This is a genomic window from Ktedonobacter sp. SOSP1-52 (assembly GCF_016587395.1).
Map to the genome: position 1 here is coordinate 1,632,442 of NZ_BNJH01000001.1, position 22,046 is coordinate 1,654,487.

Below are 22,046 nucleotides of genomic sequence, written 5' to 3' on the forward strand. Positions count from 1 at the left end.
ACACACGCGAGACATTGGCAAACAAATAACGAAAACCCCAACTCCTTTCTGTTGAGAATTCAGGGGTGAGCGGGCAAGACGAAAAAGCGATGGAGAACCAGAGCCGCAGCCCCACGCGCCCAGCTTTCGTAGCCAACCAGCGGCTCAACCAGCAGGCGCAGATTCTTTCCTAACTGGGAGAAGAGATTCTGTCGTAGTACGGCTTCCATTGATTGGAACATGGCTGGCTCGACAAAAACGCCCTCGCCCGTGAGAACGATACTCTCGGGGTTCAGGACATTTACCAGGTTGGCCAGGGCAATGCCCATCAGTTCACCGCTATGCTGAAAAGCCTGCGCGGCCAGTTCGTCGCCATTTAAAGCTAGTTCAAGTAATGTATGGATCACGCGCTCCTCGGAGCGCACGGCCCGATCTGAGGAGCTGTCGAGAGGCATATTGAATGGAAGTGTTTGTGAATAGTTGCGCTCGAGATAATTGGCGATGATGCCACGAAAGGAGATATACTCCTCTAGACAGCCACGTTTGCCACATTCGCAACGCCTGCCACCGGGAACCGCTACCATATGCCCAAACTCGCCGGCCCCTCCCGTCGAGCCGTGATAGACCTCGCCGTTGAGCACCAGGCCCAGGCCCACGCCGCGCCCCAGTACGACCGTAAAGAAGTTCTCGCTGCTACCCCCCCAGCCAAAGAGTCTCTCGTAGGTCGTAATGCAGCTCACATCGTTATCGATTACCACAGGAAACCCCAGACGCCGACTAAGTGGTTCGGCTAGCTCAATAGAGTGCCAGTCCAGATTCCAGGAATCGACGCAGATGCCATTTTGCGCGTCGATATAGCCGGAGAGCGCGCAGCCAAGCCCGATGACCAGGTCTTTCTCGACCCCCGATTGGGCCAGCAGATCGTTCGTCATCCTGACGATGTGTTCTAGAGCCTGGGCACCTTGATGTCTGAGCACAGTATCCCAATGGAGCGAAAAAATCACATCGCCGCGTAAGTTAACAACCACTCCGATACATTCAAAGCCCCGTACCATCAGACCAAGAGCAAACCCTCCTTCGGGGTGCAGGTCCAGCAATGTCGCCTTGCGTCCTCCTGTCGATTCCGCCGGGCCACTCTCCACCACAAAATGTCGTCCGATAAGATCGCCAGTCAAACCGATCACCGTAGCCAGGCTCAGACCCGAAAGTTCAGCCAGCTGGGGGCGCGAGATCGGCGCATTCAGCCGAATCAAATTCAGCAAGTTATTCTGATTAATGGCGCGGATCAACCTGCGATCCGCCGGCACTGCTTTCCCCTGCATCGTTTTTCTACCCCGAAAACTTCCTTTAGTGATTGAAGTTAGGCAGAGTATACCCGCGAAAAAAGCTAGTGTCAAGCCCTCAATCCTCTGGATTGCAATAACTGCCTGCCTTCTCTGTCCTGAAATATCCCAGAATAAAAGCGACCATAGGAGTAGAAAGGGCTTCTTCTTGACAAGGGGACCCTTTCTCAGTATGCTTATCAGTATACTTAGTTTAATCATTGATTAAACTAACCGGTCACCGTGCTTATATGGGAAGAGCACGAGACTCTTGTCATTGGCCGCTACAAGGAGGTATTTTTTATGTCTCAACGTCAGAGAATGATGCCCCGACTTCTCTTTGCCCTCACCATTTTGCTCTTATCTGGTAGTCTGCTGACCATGGCAGCCTGGCATCAGGGAAGGACGCCTGTTGCCCATGCTGCAACCAATGTCACCAATGGTTTGGCCCAGACGCCGTACATGGGCTGGAGTAGTTGGAGCCTGGAATCCACTAATGCCAGTGGATATGGGACGAGTTGGCTAACCGAAGCGAATGTCAAAACCCAGGCCGATGCTCTCCATCAAAAGCTGCAGGGGAGTGGATATCAGTATATCAACATTGATGCTGGTTGGTGGATGGATTATAGCTGGAATCCTACCTTCGATTCCTTCGGACGCCCGGCCCCCTTCCCAGGTCGTTTTCCCGATGGCATCGCGGCTGTTGCTGACTATGTCCATCACTATGGGCTCAAACTTGGGATCTATTATGGTGCGGGCCTGGATTTTGCTGCTTACAACAACAACTATCCCATCTATGGCACGAGCTGTCACACACAGGACATTGCTGTCCAACCGCTGACAAAGACCAATGGTTGGCAGGGAGCCTATGCCATCGATTATAGCAAACCCTGTGCCCAGGCCTATATCAATTCAATTGCCAATCAATTCGCGAGCTGGGGCGTCGATTTTATGAAGCTGGATGGGGTCACACCAGGTTCGTTCAATAATGGTGCCAGTTCTGCGGACAATCGTTCAGATGTTCAAGCCTGGTCACAGGCGCTGTTTCAGACAGGGAGACCGATCCAGTTTGTCCTCTCCTGGTCGCTGGATCACGATTTTGTCAACACCTGGCAGCAGAATTCCAATGGCTGGCGCATTGATACCGATGTCGAGTGTTACTGCAATACGCTGGTTACCTGGGATAACTCGGTCAAACAGCGCTTCACTGATGTGGTACCCTGGATCACCGACGCCAAACCGGGTGGTTGGAACAACCTGGATTCGCTCGATGTAGGCGTTGGGAGCATGGATGGCTTGACAAACGACGAGCGCCAGACTTATGAGACCCTCTGGGCCATCGAGGCGGCTCCGCTCTACACTGGGGATGACCTGACCAAGCTGGATAGCTACGGCCTTTCCTTGCTCACCAACGAGGAGGCCATCGCCATCGATCAGGCTGGCCGTCCAGCCAGGCCGGTTTCACAATCTAGCAACCAGCAGGTCTGGTATGCTAAAAACGCCGATGGCAGTTATACGGTCGCGCTCTTTAATCTCGATAACACACCCCAGTCGGTCACAGCGAACTGGAGCGATCTGGGCTTTGTAGGGAAAGCCCATGTACGCAACGTCTGGGCTCACAAGCAGCTGGGCCAGTTTGGAAATAGCTTCAGCGCGGCACTACCCGCTCATGGTTCACTGCTCCTCACTGTCCAGCCAGATTCCACCAGTCCGGCTCCTCCTCCCACGGGTAATGCCGTCTCCTATGAAGCGGAAGCGCCAGCGAATACCATCGGCGGGGGCGCGGTTGTAAGTGGTTGCTCGACCTGTTCTGGTGGTCAGAAGGTTGGCTATCTGGGTGGTGGTGGCTTCGTCCAGTTTAATAATGTGACTGCAACCAGCGCTGGTCTCTACAACCTGACGATTTATTACATTGACGGAGATGGTTGTTGCCGATCTGCCTATCTCAGCTTCAACGGTAGCTCAAGTGTCTTGATGACCTTCCATGGCGATAGCAACTGGGGGAACGTCCAATCGATGCAGATCCGGGTGCAACTCCAGGCTGGCAACAATACCATCAAGTTTGATAATCCAACAGGTTATGCTCCCGATGTGGACCGTATCGTGGTTGCCCCCATCGTGAAAACGACCTCTTATGAGGCGGAAGCCTCCAGTAATACCTTGAGTGGAGGAGCATCAGTGGCCAGTTGCTCGGACTGTTCTGGTGGTCAGAAGGTCGGCAATCTGTTGCTGGGTAGCTCCCTGCAATTCAACACCATTACTGTGGCCAACGCGGGCACCTATAACGTCACGGTCTATTATGTTGACGGTTCCTCCGGTCGCTCGTTAAATGTGAGCGCGAATGGCGGCCCGGTGCTCACCATGTACACCAATGGCACCAACGATAACAACTGGAATGTTGTACACTCAATGGTGATTCAGCTTGACTTGCGGGCAGGAACAAATACGATCCTCTTCGCAACCACTGCCTCGATGTATGGGGCTGATATCGACCGTATTGAGGTATAATGTTTTCTGATGAGAAATGGGTTGCCTGGCGAGCTGATCGGCTCGCCAGGCAACCCTTCATCCCTTGTCCAGGTTGCCAATTGAAAGGAGTCGATACGCATGCACCAGGCAGCGCGTGTTCCACAAGTCAAATCTCCGCTAAAATTATGGTATCGCCAACCGGCCACACAATGGCTAGAGGCACTCCCGGTGGGTAATGGACACCTGGGAGCAATGATTCATGGTGGCATCAGAGAGGAGGTGTTTCAACTTAACGAGGATACGCTCTGGTCAGGCGAGCCATATGATACGGACAACCCTGACGCAGTTACTCATCTGCCTGAACTCAGGCGCTTGATTCTGGAAGAGCGTGACTATGCGGCTGCTCAGAAGGTTGCGCGCCGTATGCAAGGTCCTTATAATGAATCGTATCAGCCGCTTGGCTATTTGCGTCTGAAGTTTGCGCAACAGGGCGAGGTCCAGGCATATCAGCGTGCATTGGATCTGAACACTGCATTGGCAACAGTACAGTATAAAGCAGGTGATATCCTCTTCTCGCGAGAGGTGTTCTCTTCGGCTGTGGATGACCTGCTGGCGATACATCTGACTAGCGATACCCCTCATGCTCTTTCCTTCACAGTCAACTTAGAGAGCATACATCCGTTTACCTGCGCGCCTGCTGGCTCCAATACGATCAGGATGACGGGCCGTTGCCCCAGGCACGTTGATCCAAGCTATGTTTCTACAAATGATCCTGTTATTTATGACCACGGCGAAGACGGCCAGGGTATGCGCTTTGAGACACAGCTTCAGGCCATTGTTGAGGGAGGGCAGATCTCTGCGGATGTAGACGGCACACTGCGGGTGGAAAACGCGCATACGGTGACCTTACTCCTTTCTGCGGCTACCAGTTACCGTGGTTTCGCCTCTCGTCCAGACCTTCCTGCGCATGACCTGGAGCAACTGTGTGCAACCAGGCTCGCCGCGGGCATGAGCAAAGGGTATGAAGCTCTGCGTGCGGCGCACATCAGTGATTATCAATATTTGTTCCAACGCGTTACTTTGGATCTGGGCAGTAGTGAAGGGGAAAAACTCCCTACTGATGAGCGTTTAGCCGCGGTGCAAAAGGGGGCCAGGGATGATGCGCTGCTGGCTCTCTTTTTTCAGTATGGTCGCTATTTGCTTATAGCCAGTTCACGTCTGGGAACTCAGCCCGCGAATTTACAGGGAATCTGGAATGATCAAGTACGACCTGCCTGGAGTAGTAACTGGACCATAAATATTAATGCTCAGATGAATTACTGGCCTGCTGAAACCTGCAATCTGGCGGAATGTCATTCCCCCTTGTTCGACCTAGTGGAAGAGGCCAGCGTGAGTGGGGAACGAACCGCGCAGGTTTATTATGGTTGCCGTGGCTGGGTCGCTCACCACAATATGGACCTGTGGCGAAATACCGCCCCAGTTGGCAACTGTAGCGGTGATCCGCAGTGGGCAAACTGGAACATGGGAGGAGCGTGGCTTTGCCAGCATCTCTGGGAGCATTATGCCTTTTCGGGCGATCGCTCGTTTCTCTCCCAACGCGCCTATCCGATTATGAAGAAAGCCGCCCAGTTTCTGCTCGATTTCCTGGTAGAAGACAAGCAAGGGCACTTGACAACCTGTCCTTCGACTTCCCCAGAAAACCTCTTTATTACTGCCAGTGGAGAGCAGTCTGCTGTCAGCGCTGGTTCAACCATGGATCTCGCCATCATTCACGATCTTTTTACACACTGTATTGCAGCAAGCCAGGTATTAGACATTGATCAAGGATTTGCGCATGAACTGGCACAAGCACTTGTCCGTTTGCCGCAGCCAGGGATTGGCAGATATGGGCAAGTGCAAGAGTGGAACGAGGATTTTGCTGAAGTGGAGCCTGGTCATCGTCATCTCTCCCACCTGTATGGCCTCTATCCTGGTGAGCAAATTACCTTTGAAAAGACGCCAGAGCTCTTCCAGGCAGCACGCAAGTCACTAGAGCGCAGACTCGAACACGGAGGAGGGGCCACTGGTTGGAGTCGAGCCTGGGTAGTCGCATTCTGGGCGCGGTTGGGTGAAGGTAATGTGGCTCATGAGCATGCAATCCAGTTGCTCAAAGATTCGCTTGCTCCAAATCTCTTTGATCTGCACCCCCCCGTGATCTTCCAGATTGACGGCAACTTCGGAGCGACCGCTGCAATTGCCGAGATGCTGGTGCAGAGCCATGCTGGCGAACTGGCGATTTTGCCCGCCCTTCCGCATACGTGGAACGATGGATATGTACGTGGCTTGCGTGCTCGGGGCGGTCTTGAAGTCGATGTGGAGTGGAATAATGGGCATGCCGTATCCGTCATCCTGCGCGCAGAACAAGATGGACGTTTCCTGCTACGCCTTCCTCAAGATCAGCAACCAGTAGCCATAAAAGATCAGAACGGCCAACAGGTTTCATGGAGCAGCGAGCGTGGTCGCATCGTCCTTGTGGTGCAACATGGAAAGAGCTATACAGTGAGCTTTCGCTAAAGTGTGTACTAGTGCTGTGTCAACATTGATTGGAAAGGTGGGGAGTGCAGAGGGGCGTCAGCCCCTCTGCGTCTCAATCCCCTCCCGCCGTAGGCGGCTTGAAACCTTTCCAATGAAGATTGACAAAGTACTAGAGCATATTGATGAGGCTATGGTGACAATATGACAAATACAAAAATTCAGAGCTATCAGGTATTCCAACGTGATGGCGATAATAAAGCGCGTGTAGATCAAGAAGATGGACAGGTGATTGTATTACCCGTTGGGGGCCCTTACGCCGTAGGAAATGCGCAGAATATCCTGGTAGGGGATCTATGGGTGCTCGCGGGACAGAGTAATATGGAAGGGGTTGGGAATTTAATTGATGTTGAAAAACCTTCGCCATTTGTGCATTCGTTACAATCACGCGAGGAATGGGCGGTAGCCGAAGAACCGCTCCACTGGCCGAACGAGTCGCCACGCATTATTCATCATAAGCTGATGGGCGCTGAGGCTGCGCCTCATCCCTTGCCTTCGCATGATCCTATGCGCACAACAGGAGCGGGCCTGGGCTTAGCCTTCGCGAAAGAGCGCTATATCCGGACAGGGGTGCCGATTGGACTGATCCCTGCCGCTCATGGTGGAACTACTCTGGAACAGTGGGACCCGGAGTTACGCGAGCAGGGGGACGCATCGCTCTATGGTGCATTGCTCAAGCGAATTGAGGATGCTGGTGGCAACGTGGCTGGTGTGCTCTGGTACCAGGGCGAGAGCGAGACGTCCTCCTTAGAAAATATTGAACGCTATCACCGCCGTATGCATGCTCTGTTGAAGGCTCTACGTCGTGATCTTCAACAGCCTGATCTGCCATTTTACTACGTGCAGATCGGCTGTACTGTGTCATATGACGCGGATGCCAAAAATTGGAATGGCATCCGGGAAGCGCAGCGCACATGGCCTCCCCTCCTGTCCCACACCGCGATGGTTTCGGCGATTGATCTTGAGTTGGATGATTCGATCCATATAGGTACTCAAGGACTGAAACGGCTTGGACGCCGCCTGGCGGATGTGGCTGACGGCCTGCCATCACCTCAATTGATAGGAGCGACGTTTGAGGCTGAACAATCTCGTATCCGGGTCTCATATCGCCATGTTCGTGGTGGCCTCCATGCGAGTGGTCGTCCATCAGGTTTTTCTTTGCGTGATCGTAACGAGAGAGAATTACCCCTCGTGCATAAGGTGTCCTTGGACGAGAATGCCGCTGTTTTACATCTTATCGACCATCCTCTCCCACCTGATACGTTTTTATGGTATGGTTGGGGCTTGAATCCCTACTGTAACCTCACTGATGCTGCGGATGTTGCTCTTCCAGCTTTTGGCCCACTCCCATTGTGACACTCCGCAGGGGGAAACCCAGCAACTTCTTCCACTCCTGAGCCCTGGAAATCAGTCGCCAGAAGTCATCCGTGAAAGCGACTTTACGCTGCTGCACCAATCATTGTCTCTTTCACATGCACCTCAAGGCTTCCATCGGTTTGCATGCGTTGCTGCAAGATGATGAGTTCTGGCAGATCGAGCGACACAAGAATCCCTTGGGTAGGCAGACTCTCTGCCAGAAGTTAAGGGTCTATAGTATGCTGTTGATGCATCGCTTGTCCTTGGGCGATTTGGCGTTTTTTGTTCATACCAAATCTAACGAAGGACAAGCTGATGGCTTACCTCCTCACCATTTTTCCCCTACTTTCCCCCTAAAGGATGTAGAGCCAATAATTCAAACATAAATACTCCTTTTATGTTGTGAGATTTGAATAATTCAAAGCGTAATCTTATATGGTTACTTGTTTCTTCCTTGCTTTAACTATATTTTTGTTCATTTCCGCCGTAGTAACGTGAATAAAAATATAGATAGGCTTCTCTCGAATCAAAGAACTGGTCCATCCTTTAAAGCTTTGGTTCATTGTAGGCGTTTTTATTTTTCAAGGAGAAAAAAGCTTGGAACCTGGAAAGAAACCGGTCTTGTTCCTGATGACCTGTCTATGCCTGCTCACGATGTTGTTAGCGGCATGCGGTGGTGGCTCCTCTGGACCCTCCTCAACAAAGGCTTCGGATGATAAGCAATCATTGCGTTATCCAGTTGTAGGTGATCCAGATATTAACACCTTTGACCCGGCCCTCGTTCAGGATACTGACTCCAACTTCCCTATCCAGGCCGTCTTTACGGGCCTGGTCACCCTGGACGCCAATCTACAGGTAAAACCTCAACTGGCCGAGAGCTACCAGCAGTCCGATGGAGGTCTGACCTGGACCTTCAAACTCAAGCCCAATCTGACCTTTAGCAATGGAGATAAGCTCACTTCAGAGGACGTCGTGTATAGCATCAATCGCACGATCGATCCTGCCACGAAGTCGAGTGTCTCTGGTTACCTTCAGCTTGTCAAGGGTTATAAGGACCTGAGCGGCGGCAAGGTGAAGACCCTGATTGGCACGAGTTTGCTGGCCCCCGATCCTCAAACAGTAGTCATTAAGATTAGTCAGCCGGCAGCTTACTTCTTGCAGACCCTTTCCTATCCAACCTCCTATGTGGTCAACAAGAAACTGGTCGAGAAGTATGGCGCACAGTGGACCGACCATGTTGAAGAAGGTGGTGGTGCTGGCCCCTGGAAGGTAGAAAAGTACACCCACAACAAGGGTCTCGAACTGGTACGTAATGACGCGTACTATGGGGCGAAACCTCAGATGAAGAGACTCTCAGTGATCTTCTATAAGGACCAGGACTCAATGTACCGCGCCTTCCAGGCTCAGCAGCTCGACTTCACGCCTGTTCCGTCAACAAACCTGGAGCAGGAGCGTAGCACGCCTGGCTTTAAAGAGACACCTATCCTGACCATTCGTTATATTGCGATGAATTACCTGGTGAAGCCCTTCGATAATATCAAAATTCGCCAGGCTTTCGCGCTTGCCATTAACAAAGACCTGATCGTGCAGAGCGCCATGAAGAACGCCTTTACGCCTTCAAACCATGTTATTCCCAAGGGCATGCCTGGGTATAACGAGAATCTTACTGGGCCGCTTGGCACGGGCACCCAGGGCGATGCGAATAAAGCAAAGCAAGTCCTGGCTGAGGGGCTCAAAGATGCGGGCTACGCCAGTGTCTCCGCGCTCCCCCCTATTACGCTCACGTTCTACCCACGCAACCAGAACTTTAAGGATGCTCTCACCGCGATTGCGCAAATGTGGCAAACGACATTGGGTATCAAGGTGAACATCAACGTTGTCACACGCCCTAAACTGCTCGATTTGACGACCGCCACCAAGAACAACGGTTCACTTCAAATGTGGCAGGCTGGTTGGAACGCTGACTATCCCGATCCTCAGGACTGGCTGACGCTCTTCTTCGACAAGGGGCAGGACTACAACCAGTCCAACTATGGTCAGAATAAGGTGCAAGATACTAGCGCTCAATTAGAAGCGCAGAAGAAGCTGGAGCAGGCTGATCAGGAGCAGGATGTTACCAAGCGTATGCAACTGTACAACGAGGCCGAACAGCAGGCAATAAACGATGTTGCCTGGCTTCCTCTCTGGCAGGAGAAGGTCCAGTATCTGGTCAGGACAAATGTGCAGAATCTTTCGCTCAATTCGCAGCAATTGATTCCGCCAGATGACTGGAGCAAAATCTACATCACCCAGTAACGTTTACCAGGTCCGGTACCATTCGCGTTTCTATGGGTTGGACCTTTCCATGGAAAGGTCCAACCCATAGGATGCATCACCAGGCGGTTGCTGTTTGCAGAAACACATTCCTTAGGCTATCTGCGAATGGCAACCGCGACCTATGCGCTTTTTACGCACACGACTACTCTGCCGTCCTCCACGCGAGCGCCGGGGAGTGCCCATGGCACAGCGTACGAACAGACCCTGAAGAACTATCAGGAGTGTTTTATGATTCGCTTTCTGCTAAAACGGCTCATTGGCCTGCTATTTGTCGTTGTTGGGGTCACACTTATCACCTTCTTTATGGGTCATTTCGCGCCCGGAGACCCCATTCGCGTCCTGCTTGGCGACCACCCGAACGCGGTACTGGAGGCCCAGCTCAAACATCAGTATGGCCTGGACCTTCCCTTATATCAGCAGTATCTCAACTATATGGGACACCTGATCAGGCTTGATTTTGGGCTGTCATTTCGGAGCATCAATCGTCCCGTTTGGGATATTCTCAAAGATGGCATACCAGTTTCTCTTGAGTTAGGCTTATGGGGTCTCTTTCTGCAATTACTGCTTGGCATTCCCCTCGGCGTGGCCTCCGCGCTGCGAGCAAACACCTGGGTAGATACGTTCAATATGGGCCTGGCGCTGGTCCTGTACGCCATACCAGTGTTTATCTTTGGTGTGCTCTTCCAATTGCTCATCATCTGGATGGACAAGCAGACTGGTTTGCGCTGGCCCGTTACGCAATGGGGAACGCCATGGCAATACACCTGGCAGGATATCCAGTATAAGCTCGCCCCTATTCTGGTCTATACGGCGGCAGGTATGGCCTACTATGCGCGTCTCGCTCGTACCAGCATGCTTGAGGTGTTACGCCAGGACTACATCCGTACGGCTCGCGCCAAAGGACTGCTGGAAAATGCCATTGTCTATCGCCACGCTTTTCGCAATGCGTTAATACCACTGGTGACAGTGATTGGCGTCTCGATTGGGTTCCTGGTAACCGGTGCCTTCTTTACCGAAAAAATCTTTAACCTTCCTGGCATCGCGAATCTAACCCTGGAGGCGATTGATTCGCTGGATTACCCGGTTCTCCAGGCGACAACGGTTATGCTGGCGTGTAGTGTGGTCCTTGGCAATCTGATCTCAGACATCCTCTACACGGTCGTCGATCCACGTATCAGAGCGGAATAGAAGCGCGAGGTAAAGTTATGGACATGGATACCAGGGATAATATGGAAGCCAGCGAGGAGCGTGAAGAACAGGTCGCACAACACCTGGAAGAAACGCCATCTGTTGAAGCTGTGACTCCGCCTCCTGTCGATCTGCTGGAGATTGGAGGTGACGGTACGCCAGAGAAGACAACGTTATCACCGCTTCAGAAGCCCCCTACACCTCTACAGGATTCACTCAGGCACTTACGCCGCGATAGACGAGCCATGATCTGCCTGGGGATCATCGTCTTCTTCGTGCTGCTTGCCATCGTAGGGCCTTTTATCTATCAGCACGTTGGTGGCGACTACAACAGCCCTATTAACGGGAGAGTTCCTTCCACGGTCTATCATAGCTTCTCGCACCAGGAGCTTAATCGCCTCGATGAAGGACCATCGGCGCAGTACTGGCTGGGAACTGATCGTATCGGGCAGGATCTCTTTGCCCGGATCTTGCAAGGTTTGTTGATATCAATCCTTGTCGCCGTGCTGGTCGAGGTCGTCAATGTGCTACTGGGCCTCATTGTGGGCGTCCTTGCTGGTTACTATGGGGGCTGGACTGATTTTCTCCTGGCCCGCTTTGCCGACCTGATATTTGCCTTTCCCGGCCTCCTCTTCGTCATCCTGCTGACTGGCATTTTTGGGACGCAGGCCGACGTAGCGTTGTCTCGCGTCCCTATCCTGGGACCAAACGGTAACGCGCGTTTGATCCTGGTTTCGATGGCGCTGGCCCTCACCTCCTGGCCCCTTATGGCGCGCTATGTACGTGGGCAAACCATGCAGATCAAGCAACAGCAGTTTATTGAGGCAGCCAAAACAGCGGGTTCGAGTGACTTTAGCATTATCGTGCGACATATCATTCCCAACCTGCTCAGTGTGGTTATTATCGTCTCGACCTTGAATATATCCAATACCATTATTAGTGAAGCTGGTATTAGCCTGCTGGGGTTAGGGGTTCAGCCCCCCGGTGCGAGCATTGGTCTGATGATCTCAGATGGCGCGACCCTGTTGAGTACGCACCCCTGGGAAGCCTTGCTCCCTTCGGGAGTACTGGCAGCTATTGTGCTGGCCTTCTCATTTCTGGGGGACGGACTGCGTGATGCTTTCGATCCGCGCACAAAAGATTAAACGTCCTCTTTTCATCTCTAGCAAAACTATAATTTTGTAATTTGACTCATTCATGAGCAAGCGTATGCTCAACTGTGACTCGTTCACGCAGTTGAGCTCGTCCTTGCGGAGTTTGTTGACGCTCTCGTAACTCGATTGCTAAAAGGAGCTTGATCGGTGTCCAGACAATCGAGGACTAACTGCCATCTCCGATCCATGAGCGTCGCCTCAATGACCTCGTCATCAGAAACACCTGTGTACGCTTGCACAATGGTTGCCAGTGCCAGTCGTGCTGGAGCAACGGGGGGCTGACCTCGTTTACTCGCCCGGTACAAGCCCGCTAATTCCTGTTGGAACGCCTCATCCGGCAGTTCGTGCCGATGGTGGCGAAGAAACACAAACAACTTGGCTCTCCGAATCCGCTTGACAAGCTGTTCCTCTTGTTCAGAAAGTTCCACGGGGGTTGCCAGAACGATGGTTGCATCTGTCTTTTGCCTTTCTCGTCGCGTTTCGCTTCGTCTCACCATGCCTGTGCTTCCGCCTCTCGCGGTCTGCGGACAAAAACAAGCAGAGAACACGCTTCTCTGTCTTGCGCCGTTTCCTGTCCAGGTACGACAGACCCTCTCAATTGGGCAGCCTTTTGCACCTCCCATCTCTGATCGAGGTGCAAAAGGCCGCCTGTGGCAGGTTGCCATTACCAGTCAAGACCGCCATGCCGTATGAGGCGAGCATTTCGAGTCACGACCTCATTCTGCGGCGTGCAGGACGATGACCCCGCGTAGATGGCCTGCTTCACCGCGCTCATGTGCTTTGCGTGCTTCCGCCAGAGGCACAACCGCATCGATAGTAACGCGCACACGCCCGGCGTTGATCAGTTCGCCGATTTCGGCCAGATGCGCCCCGTTGGAACGGACTTGAATCTTCTCAATGGTGACGCCAGCCTCCGCGTATTCCGTTCCCATCCCGTTTTTCAGAGGGCGCAGACCAATCCATACCAGCCTGCCACCGTGCTTGAGCGTCAAGAGCAGCGAATTGTATTCCATTGTACCAACGGTATCGATGACCAGATCAACGTCGCGGACCTCCTGTTCTACGGGAGTGGTCGCGTAGTCGATGAACACATCAACGCCCAATTCGCGGAGAAACGTTTCATGGCGCTTCGATGCTACACCGATGACCCGTGCCCCTCTGGCTTTAGCCAATTGCACCGCAAAGTGGCCGACTCCTCCAGCCGCGCCGTTGACGAGCACGGTCTGTCCTGCACTCAGATTCGTATGCTCAACAATTCCCTGCCAGGCCGTCAGCCCTGCCATCGGGACCGCTGCCGCATGGAGGTGATCGATGCTCGCCGGTTTGAGGGCCAGGTCGAATGCAGGAGCTGTCACATATTCCGCATAGCATTCTGCGGGGACTTCTCCGGGAAAGCGGAGCAAGCCATAGACGGCATCGCCTTCGTGAAAGGCGCTGACTCCTGATCCGATCGTCTCGACGATGCCCGAAACCTGGGAGCCAGGGATAAAAGGGAGAGAGACGCTCATCGGGGGCCTGTCCGCCTCTGGAAAATTGGTATATCCCGAACGTCTGTACCAATCACCTGGGTAGACGCCCGCGGCACAGACGCGAATCAGCACCTCGCCTGGTGCAACTCGAGGACGTGGAACCTCCTCATACACTAAGACCTCAGGACCTCCATAGGTATGAATTTGGATGGCTTTCATGGTTTGGGGAGTTTCAGTCTGCATATTTCCTTCCTGTTCCTTATCTTTTTGCATAATGCATCCTTCTACACGCGCTCCTCCGCTCTCGGCGAATGCTGCTGACCTGCAGGCATGTCGCGTCGGAACTCAACACAGAGATCGCGAAGCGAGGAGAGAAGTGCGAGACGTATTTCTCCCCTTGACTCTAGCGCTATACTAGCAATATGTCCAATATATTGTTCCTATCCCTGCGAGACATGTGATGTATAGCCAGAAGGTCGAGTTGCGTCATCTGCGCTACTTTGTCGCCGTCGCCGAAGAGTTGCACTTTGGCCGCGCAGCCGAGAAATTACATATCGCGCAGCCGCCGTTAAGTCAACAGATCCGCCAGTTGGAGCGAACCTTAGGGGTGCGCCTCTTAGAGCGCAATTACCATACTGTGACGCTAACGAACGTTGGGCGGGTGTTCCTGGAGGATGCCCGACGCATTCTTGAGCAGGTGGAGCATGCACTTTCTCGGGTACAAGATGCTCAACAGGGCCTGGTGGGTTGGCTGGACATTGGATATATCAAGAGCACAAGCGCAACGACGATAATTCCTGACATGCTTGCTATCTACCGCCAGCGTTTTCCCTCTGTGGAGATTCGCCTGAGAGAGGTGAATCTCCAGGAACAACTGCAAGCCATACAGGCGCAGCAGACCCAGGTGGGTTTTGTTACCTGTCCCCCGAAGATACCTGCCGAGCTTGACTCAGTGGTTGTTGAACGTATTCCTCTCGTTGCTGTTTTTGCGCAACAGCATTCCCTCGCTTCCCATGCATCCGTTCCTATCCGCTCCCTGATCAATGAGCCGTTCATTTTTTGTCAGCGCCAGGCCTCGCATTTTTTTTACGACCGGATCATTCAGCTCTGCGGCTTCAGTCCGCGCATTACGCAAGAGGTTCCTGACATTCGTATGCAACTTGGGCTGGTAGCGGCAAACCTGGGTATCTCTATTGTGCCTGCATCAGCAGCGGCTATTCGCACTCGTGGGCTTGTCTATCGTCCTCTTGCCGATCTTGATGGTGATGATACCATCGAAACGGTCTTAGCGTGGCGTCGGAAAGATATCGCTCCCGTGGTTCAGGAATTTCTTGCCGTTGCACGGGAGGTGCTGGAGGAGTGTAAGAATACCACGATAGGTGCTGAGGGGGTGTAAGTTTCTGGGAAAAGGACAAGGGCTGTGCCTCGTCGGCATGAGCAGTGGCATCATAGACGATAACATGCTCTTTTCCCATTACTTGACCGGCGTTCTAGTACTACTTTGTTAGTTTCTTCTGGGGCGGAAGAACTCGATCTGCTGGGTGTGAATGAGCCACCAGACGAGATCCTGGAACAGCCAGAGCAGCATCTGGCGATGCACGCCAGGTAGCGAGCTTCGCATGCCGCAGGGGGAAACGCCTCATCGGGAGGCGAAGAAAGGGTGAGACGAAAGAGCATGAGGAAACTGTAGGTCAGCATGACGAGAGCCAGATGCCGATGCAGGCCGTTCCAACTGCGTCCCTGGAAGTGATCGAAGCCGCATTCCTGTTTGGCATCCGCATAAAACTGCTCGATGACCCAGCGAGCGTGGGCCAGCAGAACCAATCGTTCCAAGGAGGTTTCGAGGGGCAGGGTGCTGAAGCGATACGCGCGTTTGCTCTGGCTTCTTGCCAGCCTTTTCAGCACTCGATGTTTCCTGCTTGTTGGTGTCTGCTTCAGGCAGAGGGCGCTCAGCCAGCAGCCAGCCCTCTGGTCCGGTTTGTACCCGACTGTGACTGGTGGAGTGCCGAGGCGAACCGGTCGCCCAATGCACGCGGATGGCGACCGCCTGCACCTGCATCGTGCCCTTTGTTCCTTCGCGCCAGGAGATGGTTCGCCAGGCAGAGGCGGGCAACGCTTCGATCAGGTCTTTGACCGTGTGCAGCGGGGCTGGACGTGGTTTGCGGGGCTGTCCACGTCCTTGATAGGTGGGCAACTGGAGCGCGACAGCTTGCACTTCGGCGGGCAACCGGCAGCCGAACGTGCTCTCAACCGCGCAGATGTAGGGGATCTGGCGCTCGTCGAGGCCGCGCAGGAAGTTGGGATTGTCTCCATAGCCTGCGTCGACCACCACCATTGCGATCGGGACACCCCACTGCCTGGCGCGATCTAGCAGTCCCAGCGCAATTTCCGGCTTGGTCTGCTGGCTGATCGACTTCGGGACCTGTGCCTGCTTACGGCGCTCGGCATCCTGCATCCAGGCTTGCGGCAGAAAGAGTTGGGCGCTCACGGGCCAGTGGAAAGGTGTGCTGCTTGCCGGATCATCAGCGAGAAACTCAGCACTGACCACGACCTGGCAGTTGCCAATCTTGCCGAGGGTCCCTGAGTATTGCGGAAAGACGCCGACCGAGGCGCTCCCTTTCTTCGGCAGGCCAGTATCGTCGAGAACGAGGATGCCATCCGCTACAGGATGCAAGGCCAGTAAGCGCTTCACGCGTGCTTCGTCCAACTCCAACGGGTCCCAGGCCGCGTCAGTTAACAGGTGTTGCAAGCGCTCAACGGTGGTTCCTGCGACCACGTCTGCGATGGTGTCACACGTTTTGTGAGGCAAGTCGGTGAGCAGTCCAGTCAGGTAGCGCTCCATACTGTCTCGGCTGGTATGTCGGCGGAACAGCGGGGCAAATGGTTCCAGGAATGCTGCCAGTTCTGGTAGGGGTTCGGGTGAGGCTTTGGGCACTCGATTCTTGTTCATGTCTCCATTCTATCACTGAAACTACCAAAGTAGTACTAGACGATTTCGCTTTTCGGCGCGGGAGAACCTTTGGGACGATCGTCGTTAACCTGGATGCTCATCAGATCATCGACATCTTGCCAGATCGGCGGGCCGAAACCGCTGCCACATGGATGGCAGCTCGATCCAGGAAAACAGGTTGCGTGGACCATCGCCATCCGCCGCGCCAAGCGAGATGCGCGTTATCAGCAGGCCAGGCGCCTGCGCGAGCAAGGGCTTGCAATCAAAGAGATTGCCTACCAGCTCGGTGTCAGCGAACGAACAGTACAGCATTGGTTCGAGCGGGGCGTGGCCCTCACTCGTAATACTCCGGCAGCTTTTTCAGCCCTTCCCACTGCTCCTTGTCATGACCGAAAATCACAAGCCCGATATGCTCCCGTTCGACCAGATCAAGCAGTTTAATCGTACTGGCGCGGATCGCTTCGGCGTCCGGGTTGCTACCGTCGTCCTGCTCGTCACGGGTAAAGCCCTTGCCGAAGGGTACAGCGTCAATCGGCAATAAAATCGCCCCCGTTTTGGGCAGCCGCACCAGCACCGATTGATGTCCCGGCACATGCCCGCTCGTCTCAATCAGCTCCAGCCCCGGCAGCAGTTCCGTGTCCCCGTCCACCAGCCGAATGCGCTCCATTGGCTGATCCCATTGGGGTCGATTGGCAGCAAAACGTGGGTTGCTCGCCGCATCCAAATGATGCACACGCTGAACAGCATATTGCGCCTTCGTGAATGCCGCGTGTCTTCCGGCATGGTCGATATCATAATGCGTCGAAATGACTGTATCAATATCGTCCGGTTTTAAGCCAATGCTCGCCAACTGCTCAATAACGTCCTGCCCATTCTCGAACTCCGATTCTCCTTCAGGCATAATCTCCGGTAGACCACTGTCAACCAGAATATTCTTGCCGTCACCCGTTTGCACCAGATAGCACACAATCGGAATCTGGTATTCCGGCATGGACCCAACCTGCATCAGATAAAGACGCTTCATGGCATTCTGGCTCATAAGCTCCTCCTCGGAATTGAAGCATATATTCGATCACATCAATCGTGTTGGCGTTCGTATCGGCCCGGCGTTAGCAGAAAGCTAACGCCGGGCCTGTCAGTCTTGCGCACAAAGGTCTTCCGCTCCCTCATTGCACGCAAGACATTCTACCGTCAAACCTGCGCAAAAACTTCTCCTATCTTGCTCTTTTGGCCATGCAGCATTACCGCCTCGCATTCCAAAACAGTTTCTCAGTCTGGACCACTTATGAAAATTGACCTATATCATGGCTCATCCCACGGGATGCGCAACGAGATTGTAGCAAGCTAGCAGCAGAAAGAAAAAGAGATCTCTAATGAGGTAGACTTTATCCAATTACTAGACAAAAAACGAAAGGCAGAGTAAGCTTCTCTCAAAATTCTTACCAAGGAAAAAAGCGAGATGCAGACGCTGCCTAAAAGGATTATACACGTGTTGCGCCACTTTGAAACCGCTTTTAGCGAAAGGATTTGGGAATGGGCCAAAGTGCTGCTGATTGGGGCGATTTTGGCTCCTGGTGAGCGAACGGTTACCGCCATCTTGCGCGTGATGGGATGTGCCGAGGAAAAGCACTTCCAGAACTATCACCGTGTGCTTAGTCGTGCCACCTGGTCCTCGCGAGAACTCAGTCGCCGCCTGCTGGTGCTGCTGGTGTCTCTGTTTGTTGCCGCAACTGAGCCAGTGATCCTGGGGATCGACGAAACTATCGAGCGCCGACGAGGTCGCAAGATTGCGGCACGCGGGGTCTCTCGTGATCCCGTTCGTTCGAGCAAAGAGTTCTTTGTGCGCAACAAATGGGTTGCGCTGGATCTCGATACTGCTGCTCACGCCAATTCCCTGGGCACAGCGGGTCTGGGCCTTGCCCTTTTTGACCGCGCTGGCTCCATCGGAGCGCTATCACGAAGAACGCAACATGCGACACAAAACCATTACGGATTGGGCCTGGCAGATGATCCTGCAAGTCACTCGCTGGCTGCCTGCACGACGCCTGGTGATCGTGGCTGATGGCACATATGCTGTGCTCTCGTTCCTGCTGAACGTGAGTCGCTTGCCCAGTGCGAGCATCCTCACACGCTTGCGTCTGGATGCATGCTTGTACGAGCCCGCTGCCGCGCGTGAAGCCGGGAAACGAGGGAGGAATGCTCTCAAAGGCAAAGCCCAGCCCAAGCTTTCTGCCCGCCTCACCGCTTCCACCACACAATGGAAGAAACACACTCTTTGCTGGTATGGAGGAACCAAACGAGAGATGGAGCTTGCCACGGGCACGGCTCTGTGGTATCAATCTCCCGTTCCTCCAGTTGCCATCCGCTGGGTGCTCATTCGCGATCCCCAAGGCCAATACGAGCCGATGGCTTTGCTGTGCACGGATCAAGAGGCACTGGCAGTTCAGATCGTCGAGTGGTTTGTCTTGCGTTGGACGCTGGAAGTGACGTTTCACGAGGTGCGTGCTCATTTGGGCGTGGAGACCCAACGCCAATGGTCGGATCTGGCGATTATGCGCACCACACCTGCTCTCCTGGGCCTCTTTTCGCTCGTGACCATTTTTGCGCAGCAGTTGTTGGGGAAGCCCCCCTTTCCCATTCGTCAGACGGCTTGGTACACCAAAGCCTTGCCCACCTTTTCCGATACGCTTGCCTTTGTCCGCCAGCATCTGTGGCCCTCCACCTTTTTTTCGGTGTCGTCAGATGAAGGCGACACCGTTCAAATTCCACGGGTGCTTTTTGATCACCTCGTGGACACGCTCACTTTTGCAGCATAGCCAGATCTTGTTGTTTGAAAATTTGGATAAAGTCTACATGAGAAGGAACAAAATCTTCTCTCTGAAGGAGGTCTCTCTACCTATGATACCCAACGCTTGCATTCAAGTCCACACGTCTCCTGTAGATCGCCCCTCGGTACCAGTCTGGTTCGCTGAAGTGGTCATCATTGTTCAGCACCTCGCAGCGAGTGGTCTGCTTGATGTGTTTGCTCATGAGGTGCGTTTGGTGCGCGGACGTTTTGGCAGCTATGAACCCATCGATTTTCTTGCCTTGCTGATAGGTTATGCAATCAGCGGCGAGCGGACGTTAGCAGACTTCTTTGAGCGCATAGAGCCTTTCGAGACGGAGTTCATGGCATTGTTTGGGCGCAGATGTCTTCCTCATCGTTCCAGCTTGAGTCGCTTCTTAGCCGATGTAGATCGTCCTTGCTTGGAGGCCTTCCGCGCACTCTTCCAGCACCATGCTTTCACTGATGGCTGGACCTTTGAGAGTATCGGCGGATTGTGGGATCGCCAGGGTCACCGCTGCATTGTTTTTGATGTAGATGCCACGCGTCAGGCCGCACGGCAACGAGCGTTACCTTGTGGTCCTGAACTTCCCGCTACGCGACGCCGTCTTGATGCGGTCTGTGCGCCTGGTTACAAAGGGCGCAAGCGAGGTGAGGTGGTACGTACACGTACCACCGCCCTTCAAATGCATACTCGTCAATGGATCGGGACATATTCAAGGAAAGGGAATGGTGACTATCGTGACGAACTTGCTTCAGCATTTCAGGCGATCACCTCCTACGTGAAAACTTTTGCGCTCACATCAGAGGTGGCCTTAGTCCGTCTCGATGGGCAATATGGCGACGCGGCGGTGATCGCGCAAATCATCCTGGCTGGTGTGCACCTCGTGACACGAGGGAGAGGATATCAGATCTTGGAGCATCCCCAGATTCAAGGTGTCCTGGTTCATGCACCAACGGCAAACATGACGAGCAGAAACACGGGTGAGGTCGTTGAGCTCTTTGATGGAGGCTGGCTTCAACCAGGGGAAGACTTCCCTCAAGTTCGCGTGATTGTTGCCCGACATCAAGCTCCTGCACCTGAAAAGTCGATTTCGGTGGGAAAGCGCATCAATGAGTGGGTCTATGAACTCTTCATGACGACCCTTGATGTCGAAAGATTTCTGGTGGAGGACGTGCTGGACCTGTATCATGGACGTGGGGCGTTTGAAGCGGTGCTCGCAGATGAAGATGTCGAAAACGACCCGGATCGCTGGTGTTGCTACTCAGAGTGCGGGCAAGAACTCTGGCAAATCGCGTGCCAATGGATATGGAACCTTCGGCTCGTGCTCGGACATGCCATGCAGGGACAACAAATGCGCGAAATTGAGTGGACCTCCTCGAAGGAGCCTCCAGCACACATAGTGGTGTCGGAACGTCTCTCTGAAGAATATGGCCCTTGGCAGCAGGCGAAAGGTGGGGGATGGGCGCGTGGTGGTTTCGGAGCAGATGCCTTCACCTTACAAGAGAACGGGATGCTGCAATGTCCTGCAGGAAAATCTCTCTGGTTGAGCGAAGTGCGCCAGGAGAACGCCTTCTCTCAACGAGCTGTCTATGTCGCCCTCCAAGAAGATTGCTTGTGCTGCCCTCTGCGTGAGCAATGTCTGGCTCGAAAAGCCAAAGGGAATCGTGCTCGTCGCGTCAGTGCTGTTCGTCGTCTTTTGCCTGCACCTTCATGCGTAGAACCCACGTCTGGAATCCTAGCAGCAACGCAATGGGTGGATGTCGCGGGGCGGATGCTTCGCCGAACATGGATGACCCACTGGCGCAGACAACATGTCGAGAGTGTTCCACTGCCTGACATTCCAAAGAACATTTCCCCTCCACAGCGCTCACCGCGTGCCGTCCGCTCGCATCATCGCTGGAGTTGGTATGATCGACTTGGGCGTAACGCTTGGTGGGGCCCAGCGGTGATGCGAGTCACTGTCGCAGGTGTTCCCGCTTTTCTGGCAGTGAAGTAACGAAGGAGGGATGAGGAGAGAGTAACGCGTCTCAAAAGCGAACAATCTCCCTCTGAGGAGAGTACGAGGGCAGTAATCCTTTGTCCATTTTCACACTCGATCTTTTTCTCTTTTTACTCGCTTGCTGCAACCTCGTTGCACATCCCGTGGGCTCATACACAGGTTTGGTGAAACCTCTTCAATAACCTTGTAAATACTCTGGCGTTTGTGCTCAAGGAATGGATCACTTCTGCCATCATAAACTCAGCATTCACCAAACTTGTGTATGAGCCAAGTTATTTGTCAAGAAAATCAGCATTGGCTCATCCATTTAAGCTCAAAGGACTGGCGAGTTTATACGCCGGAAGTGGCGCATAATTGGGTCAAACTACAAATTTTATGGATCTCTCAACAGAACAATTTTTTATTGCTGAGCACTCTCCAGATGCCACTTGTTTTTAGATCACGC

Annotated in this window: 13 protein-coding genes and 5 pseudogenes; 12 read left to right on the forward strand and 6 right to left on the reverse strand. The window is 53.5% G+C overall.

Going from position 1 to position 22,046, the window contains the following annotated elements; genetic code table 11:
* Positions 1–59: 59 nt before the first annotated feature.
* Positions 60–1,301, reverse strand: a complete 1,242-nt coding sequence (locus JMJ16_RS07505; protein ID WP_201379858.1) for an ROK family protein — start codon at positions 1,299–1,301, stop codon at positions 60–62.
* A 303-nt stretch (positions 1,302–1,604) separates the two neighbouring features.
* On the opposite strand from JMJ16_RS07505, the gene JMJ16_RS07510 reads away from it, so the two are divergent.
* The 6 genes from JMJ16_RS07510 to JMJ16_RS07535 all read left to right on the forward strand — a co-directional run bounded on the left by JMJ16_RS07510 (position 1,605) and on the right by JMJ16_RS07535 (position 12,346).
* A complete protein-coding gene (locus JMJ16_RS07510) occupies positions 1,605–3,809 on the forward strand; it encodes a carbohydrate-binding protein (RefSeq protein WP_201379860.1) in 2,205 nt (734 codons plus the stop codon).
* Positions 3,810–3,908: 99 nt separating this feature from the next.
* On the forward strand, positions 3,909–6,323 hold the full coding sequence (locus JMJ16_RS07515) for a glycoside hydrolase N-terminal domain-containing protein (protein ID WP_201379862.1): 2,415 nt from the start codon (positions 3,909–3,911) through the stop codon (positions 6,321–6,323).
* Positions 6,324–6,485: 162 nt separating this feature from the next.
* Positions 6,486–7,697 carry a sialate O-acetylesterase gene (locus tag JMJ16_RS07520; RefSeq protein ID WP_201379864.1) on the forward strand — a complete coding sequence of 404 codons (1,212 nt, stop codon included), beginning with the start codon at positions 6,486–6,488 and terminating at the stop codon, positions 7,695–7,697.
* Positions 7,698–8,294: 597 nt separating this feature from the next.
* Positions 8,295–9,992 carry an ABC transporter substrate-binding protein gene (locus JMJ16_RS07525; protein WP_236601252.1) on the forward strand — a complete coding sequence of 566 codons (1,698 nt, stop codon included), beginning with the start codon at positions 8,295–8,297 and terminating at the stop codon, positions 9,990–9,992.
* A gap of 249 nt (positions 9,993–10,241) precedes the next feature.
* Complete coding sequence (locus JMJ16_RS07530) at positions 10,242–11,201, forward strand: ABC transporter permease (protein WP_201372965.1); 960 nt, start codon at positions 10,242–10,244, stop codon at positions 11,199–11,201.
* Positions 11,202–11,224: 23 nt separating this feature from the next.
* On the forward strand, positions 11,225–12,346 hold the full coding sequence (locus JMJ16_RS07535; RefSeq protein WP_201379866.1) for an ABC transporter permease: 1,122 nt from the start codon (positions 11,225–11,227) through the stop codon (positions 12,344–12,346).
* Positions 12,347–12,486: 140 nt separating this feature from the next.
* On the opposite strand, the pseudogene JMJ16_RS07540 reads toward JMJ16_RS07535, so the two are convergent.
* Together JMJ16_RS07540 and JMJ16_RS07545 are read right to left on the reverse strand one after the other, a co-directional pair.
* Positions 12,487–12,809: pseudogene (locus JMJ16_RS07540) on the reverse strand (transposase); the annotation flags it as partial.
* A 262-nt stretch (positions 12,810–13,071) separates the two neighbouring features.
* Complete coding sequence (locus tag JMJ16_RS07545; RefSeq protein ID WP_201379870.1) at positions 13,072–14,097, reverse strand: NADP-dependent oxidoreductase; 1,026 nt, start codon at positions 14,095–14,097, stop codon at positions 13,072–13,074.
* A gap of 187 nt (positions 14,098–14,284) precedes the next feature.
* Between JMJ16_RS07545 and JMJ16_RS07550 the strand changes: the two genes are divergently transcribed.
* Positions 14,285–15,220, forward strand: coding sequence for a LysR family transcriptional regulator (locus JMJ16_RS07550; protein ID WP_201379872.1), 936 nt, complete (start codon positions 14,285–14,287; stop codon positions 15,218–15,220).
* A gap of 347 nt (positions 15,221–15,567) precedes the next feature.
* On the opposite strand, the pseudogene JMJ16_RS56770 reads toward JMJ16_RS07550, so the two are convergent.
* Together JMJ16_RS56770 and JMJ16_RS07555 are read right to left on the reverse strand one after the other, a co-directional pair.
* A pseudogene (locus JMJ16_RS56770) lies at positions 15,568–15,729 on the reverse strand (transposase); the annotation flags it as partial.
* A gap of 7 nt (positions 15,730–15,736) precedes the next feature.
* Positions 15,737–16,774, reverse strand: a pseudogene (locus JMJ16_RS07555) (IS701 family transposase); the annotation flags it as partial.
* On the opposite strand from JMJ16_RS07555, the pseudogene JMJ16_RS53730 reads away from it, so the two are divergent.
* Both JMJ16_RS53730 and JMJ16_RS07560 read left to right on the forward strand, forming a co-directional pair.
* Positions 16,717–16,884, forward strand: a pseudogene (locus JMJ16_RS53730) (hypothetical protein); the annotation flags it as partial. The pseudogenes JMJ16_RS07555 and JMJ16_RS53730 sit on opposite strands and share 58 nt — an antisense overlap.
* Positions 16,868–17,215: a helix-turn-helix domain-containing protein gene (locus JMJ16_RS07560; protein WP_236601542.1), complete on the forward strand. Its 348-nt coding sequence runs from the start codon at positions 16,868–16,870 to the stop codon at positions 17,213–17,215. The pseudogene JMJ16_RS53730 and the gene JMJ16_RS07560, both read left to right, overlap by 17 nt.
* On the opposite strand, the gene JMJ16_RS07565 is transcribed toward JMJ16_RS07560, so the two are convergent.
* The gene (locus tag JMJ16_RS07565; RefSeq protein WP_201379876.1) at positions 17,109–17,813 is read right to left on the reverse strand and encodes an N-acyl homoserine lactonase family protein; all 705 of its coding nucleotides are present in this window, start codon (positions 17,811–17,813) and stop codon (positions 17,109–17,111) included. The genes JMJ16_RS07560 and JMJ16_RS07565 overlap by 107 nt on opposite strands.
* Before the next feature lie 420 nt (positions 17,814–18,233).
* On the opposite strand from JMJ16_RS07565, the pseudogene JMJ16_RS53735 reads away from it, so the two are divergent.
* The 3 genes and pseudogenes from JMJ16_RS53735 to JMJ16_RS07575 form a co-directional block, all read left to right on the forward strand.
* Positions 18,234–18,536, forward strand: a pseudogene (locus JMJ16_RS53735) (transposase); the annotation flags it as partial.
* A 46-nt stretch (positions 18,537–18,582) separates the two neighbouring features.
* Positions 18,583–19,590, forward strand: a complete 1,008-nt coding sequence (locus JMJ16_RS07570) for a transposase (protein ID WP_236601253.1) — start codon at positions 18,583–18,585, stop codon at positions 19,588–19,590.
* A gap of 82 nt (positions 19,591–19,672) precedes the next feature.
* Positions 19,673–21,598: a hypothetical protein gene (locus tag JMJ16_RS07575; RefSeq protein WP_236601255.1), complete on the forward strand. Its 1,926-nt coding sequence runs from the start codon at positions 19,673–19,675 to the stop codon at positions 21,596–21,598.
* The last annotated feature ends 448 nt before the right edge of the window (positions 21,599–22,046 follow it).

Excerpts from the sequence above, each read along its gene's own strand:
- JMJ16_RS07505 (WP_201379858.1), bottom strand. The coding sequence starts at position 1,301 with ATGCAGGGGAAAGCAGTGCCGGCGGATCGCAGGTTGATCCGCGCCATT.
- JMJ16_RS07510 (WP_201379860.1), top strand. The coding sequence starts at position 1,605 with ATGTCTCAACGTCAGAGAATGATGCCCCGACTTCTCTTTGCCCTCACC.
- JMJ16_RS07515 (WP_201379862.1), top strand. The coding sequence starts at position 3,909 with ATGCACCAGGCAGCGCGTGTTCCACAAGTCAAATCTCCGCTAAAATTA.
- JMJ16_RS07520 (WP_201379864.1), top strand. The coding sequence starts at position 6,486 with ATGACAAATACAAAAATTCAGAGCTATCAGGTATTCCAACGTGATGGC.
- JMJ16_RS07530 (WP_201372965.1), top strand. The coding sequence starts at position 10,242 with ATGATTCGCTTTCTGCTAAAACGGCTCATTGGCCTGCTATTTGTCGTT.
- JMJ16_RS07535 (WP_201379866.1), top strand. The coding sequence starts at position 11,225 with ATGGATACCAGGGATAATATGGAAGCCAGCGAGGAGCGTGAAGAACAG.
- JMJ16_RS07545 (WP_201379870.1), bottom strand. The coding sequence starts at position 14,097 with ATGCAAAAAGATAAGGAACAGGAAGGAAATATGCAGACTGAAACTCCC.
- JMJ16_RS07550 (WP_201379872.1), top strand. The coding sequence starts at position 14,285 with ATGTATAGCCAGAAGGTCGAGTTGCGTCATCTGCGCTACTTTGTCGCC.
- JMJ16_RS07560 (WP_236601542.1), top strand. The coding sequence starts at position 16,868 with ATGCTCATCAGATCATCGACATCTTGCCAGATCGGCGGGCCGAAACCG.
- JMJ16_RS07565 (WP_201379876.1), bottom strand. The coding sequence starts at position 17,813 with ATGAGCCAGAATGCCATGAAGCGTCTTTATCTGATGCAGGTTGGGTCC.
- JMJ16_RS07575 (WP_236601255.1), top strand. The coding sequence starts at position 19,673 with ATGATACCCAACGCTTGCATTCAAGTCCACACGTCTCCTGTAGATCGC.